Source organism: Phenylobacterium sp., assembly GCF_031412415.1.
Taxonomy (GTDB): Bacteria; Pseudomonadota; Alphaproteobacteria; order Caulobacterales; family Caulobacteraceae; genus Phenylobacterium.
The window spans coordinates 1-3,461 of the sequence record NZ_JANOCX010000254.1 but is presented as its reverse complement, the minus strand read 5'-3'; the positions used below and the strand labels follow the sequence as shown (position 1 = coordinate 3,461).

Here is a 3,461-nt window from a genome sequence, read left to right as displayed (position 1 = left end):
CGATCTGGGGACACACCGCACGGGCGTTGCGCCGGAGGAGGTCCTGGCCCTGGTCCGCCACGCCAACGCCGCGCCGGGGCTGCTGTATCGCGGGGTGCAGGCCTATCTGGGCCACCTGCAGCATCTGAGCGACCTGAGCGCCCGGAAGGCGGCCTGCGAGATCACCCGCCAGCGCCTGGGCGGGCTGGTGGGCGAGCTCACCCAGGCCGGGCTGGCGCCGCAGCTCGTCACCGGCGGGGGAACCGGGACCTACGCCGCCGACCTGGCGTCAGGCGTGTTCAACGAGATCCAGGCCGGCTCCTACGCCTTCATGGACGTGGAGTATGAGGACTGCCCCTCGTCTGACGGCGGGGACTGGGCCTTCACGCCATCGCTGTTCCTGGCGGCCAGCGTGGTGTCGGCGCGGCACAAGACCCACGTGGTCTGCGACGCAGGGCTGAAGGCGCATTCCGTGGACGGACCGCCGGCCCGGATCGTCGGTGGAGCGCCGGAAGGCTCACGCTGGCGGCCCATGGGCGACGAGCACGGCGCGATCTTCCACCCGTCCCTGACCCAGGCGCTGAAGACCGGAGGCGACTTCGACCGCGCTGTCGCCGCGATCGACGCCGACGAGAGCCTGGCCTGGCCGACCAACGCCCCCCAGGTCGGCGACCTGGTCTGGCTGCAGCCCGGCCACATCGACCCGACCGTCAACCTGCACGACGCCTTGTTCGTGGTGGACGAGCTGGGCGGGGTCGATGTCTGGCCGATCGATGCGCGGCGCACGGCGCGGGTCTAGGGACTTGCCCGAAGCGCCGGCCTGGCCTTTTGTGCGCCGAGCCCGAACACCCATGAGGACCGCATGAAAACCCGCGCCGCCGTCGCCTTCGAGGCCAAGAAGCCGCTCGAGATCGTCGAGGTGGACCTGGAGGGGCCCAAGGCCTTCGAGGTGCTGGTGGAAATCAAGGCGACCGGGATCTGTCACACCGACGCCTACACCCTGGATGGGCTGGATTCGGAGGGGATCTTCCCCTCGATCCTCGGCCACGAGGGCGCTGGCGTGGTGCTGGAAATCGGTCCTGGCGTCACCAGCGTCAAGCCGGGCGACCACGTGATCCCGCTTTACACGCCCGAGTGCCGACAGTGCAAAAGCTGCCTGTCGCGCAAGACCAATCTCTGTACCGCGATCCGCGCCACCCAGGGCAAGGGTATGATGCCCGACGGCACCAGCCGGTTTTCCTACAAGGGCCAGCAGATCGCCCACTACATGGGCTGCTCGACCTTCGCCAACCACACGGTCCTGCCCGAGATCGCCCTGGCCAAGATCCGTGACGACGCGCCCTTCGACAAGGCCTGCTACATCGGCTGCGGCGTGACCACCGGGGTGGGGGCGGTGGTCAATACGGCGGGCGTGGAGCCCGGCTCCAATGTGGTGGTGTTCGGCCTGGGCGGCATCGGTCTCAATGTTCTGCAGGGCACCCGGATGGTGGGCGCGAACATGATCGTCGGGGTCGATATCAATCCGGACCGCGAGGAATGGGGCCGCCGGTTCGGCATGACCCACTTCGTGAACCCCAAGACCCTGGATGGCGACCTGGTCGCCCACCTGGTGGCCCTGACCGACGGCGGCGCCGACTACACCTTCGACTGCACCGGCAACACCACGGTGATGCGTCAGGCGCTAGAGGCCTGCCACCGCGGCTGGGGCGAGAGCATCATCATCGGGGTGGCCGAGGCCGGCAAGGAAATCGCCACCCGGCCGTTCCAGTTGGTGACCGGCAGGGTCTGGAAGGGCACGGCTTTCGGCGGCGCGCGCGGTCGCACCGATGTGCCGAAGATCGTCGACTGGTACATGGACGGGAAGATCGAGATCGATCCGATGATCACCCACGTCATGCCGCTGGAAGACATCAACAAGGCGTTCGACCTGATGCATGCCGGCGAGAGCATCCGCAGCGTGGTGGTGTTCTAGTTCCCGCATCTGGTCGCTCCTAAGTGACCATTGCGCCGGCCTTCTCACCTTGGATTCAACGCCCGCCCTTGGCGTGTCAGGCGCGCCAACTCGGCTAGTCCGCCTTCGCCACCAGCCGCGCCAGGACCGAGCCCTCGCTCACCTGGTCGCCGACGGTGACGACCAGGGACTCGACCTCGCCGTCGTAGGGGGCGGTGAGGGCGTGCTCCATCTTCATGGCTTCGAGGGTCAGGAGCGGTTGGCCGCGCGTGACCTTGTCGCCGATGGAGACGCTGACAGCCACGACCTTGCCCGGCATCGGCGCGCGCACCCCGCCGTCGCCGGCCGCGTGGGCGGCGTCGGCCACGGGCGGGCGGCGGGCCAGGACGAAGGCCTCGCCCGCGTCGAACACCACCACCTCGCCATCGTCGGTCAGCAGGACGTTGTCGGTGAGCTCCTCTACCGACAACGAGGCGTCCAGGGGCCGGCCGTCCAGATAGAGCCGAACGACGTCGCAGGGCGCGGCGTTGGCGCGGAAGCCGGTGAGCTCGCGCCAGGGCGAGGCCGGTTCGTTGGTCAGCCGGTCGTCGCCCAGGATCACCGCGGTCGCCGCCGCGGCCAGGGCGGCGTCCGATGGCGCGGGCTGGGCGGCCAGGGCCTCCAGCCGCGCTTCGATGAAGCCGGTGTCGACGTCGCCTTCGATGAAGTCAGGGTGGTCCAGGCAGCGGGCGAGGAAGCCCGCATTGGTCTTGACGGGCCAGACCTCGACCTCGCTGCAGGCCTGGGCCAGCAGGTCGGACGCGCCCTCGCGGGTGGGCGCATGGGCGATCAGCTTGGCGATCATCGGGTCGTAGAAGGGCGAGACCTCGCCGCCCTCCTCGACGCCGGTGTCCACGCGGACCAGATCATCGGGCAGATGGAAGTGTTCCAGCATCCCAATTGAGGGCAGGAAGCCGCAGGCGGGGTTCTCGGCGTAGAGGCGGGCCTCCACGGCGTGGCCGTTGAGCTGGATCTGGTCCTGGGTAAGCGGCAGGGGCTCACCGGAGGCGATGCGGATCTGCCATTCGACCAGATCGACGCCGGTGACCGCCTCGGTGACCGGATGTTCGACTTGGAGCCGGGTGTTCATCTCCATGAACCAGATGCGGTCGGGCTTCAGGCCATCGCTGGCGTCGGCGATGAACTCGACCGTGCCGGCGCCCACATAGCCAACGGCCAGGGCGGCCTTGACGGCGGCCGAGGTGACGGCGGCGCGGGCGGCGTCGCTCATGCCCGGGGCCGGCGCCTCCTCGATGACCTTCTGGTGGCGGCGCTGCAGGGAGCAGTCGCGCTCGAACAGGTGCACGACATTGCCGTGGCTGTCGCCGAACACCTGCACCTCGATGTGCCGGGGCCGGGTGACGTATTTCTCGATCAGCACCCGGTCGTCGCTGAATGCCCCCATCGCCTCGCGCTTGGCGCCTTCCAGCGCCTTGACGAATTCGCCTTCGGCATCGACGCGGCGCATCCCCTTGCCGCCGCCGCCCGCCAC

At 69.1% G+C, this 3,461-nt stretch carries 3 protein-coding genes; 2 read left to right on the top strand and 1 reads right to left on the bottom strand.

All coding sequences use genetic code 11. The features are described from left to right. Both RMO04_RS12540 and RMO04_RS12535 read left to right on the top strand, forming a co-directional pair. Positions 1-778 (top strand): alanine racemase (locus RMO04_RS12540; protein WP_309645119.1); only part of this gene is annotated, 778 nt, incomplete at its 5' end. A 63-nt stretch (positions 779-841) separates the two neighbouring features. After that, positions 842-1,951, top strand: coding sequence for an S-(hydroxymethyl)glutathione dehydrogenase/class III alcohol dehydrogenase (locus RMO04_RS12535; protein WP_309645118.1), 1,110 nt, complete (start codon positions 842-844; stop codon positions 1,949-1,951). 94 nt (positions 1,952-2,045) lie between these two features. Here the strand turns inward: RMO04_RS12535 and RMO04_RS12530 are convergent. Beyond that, the coding region (locus RMO04_RS12530; protein WP_309645117.1) for a biotin/lipoyl-containing protein at positions 2,046-3,461 on the bottom strand (1,416 nt) is incomplete at its 5' end.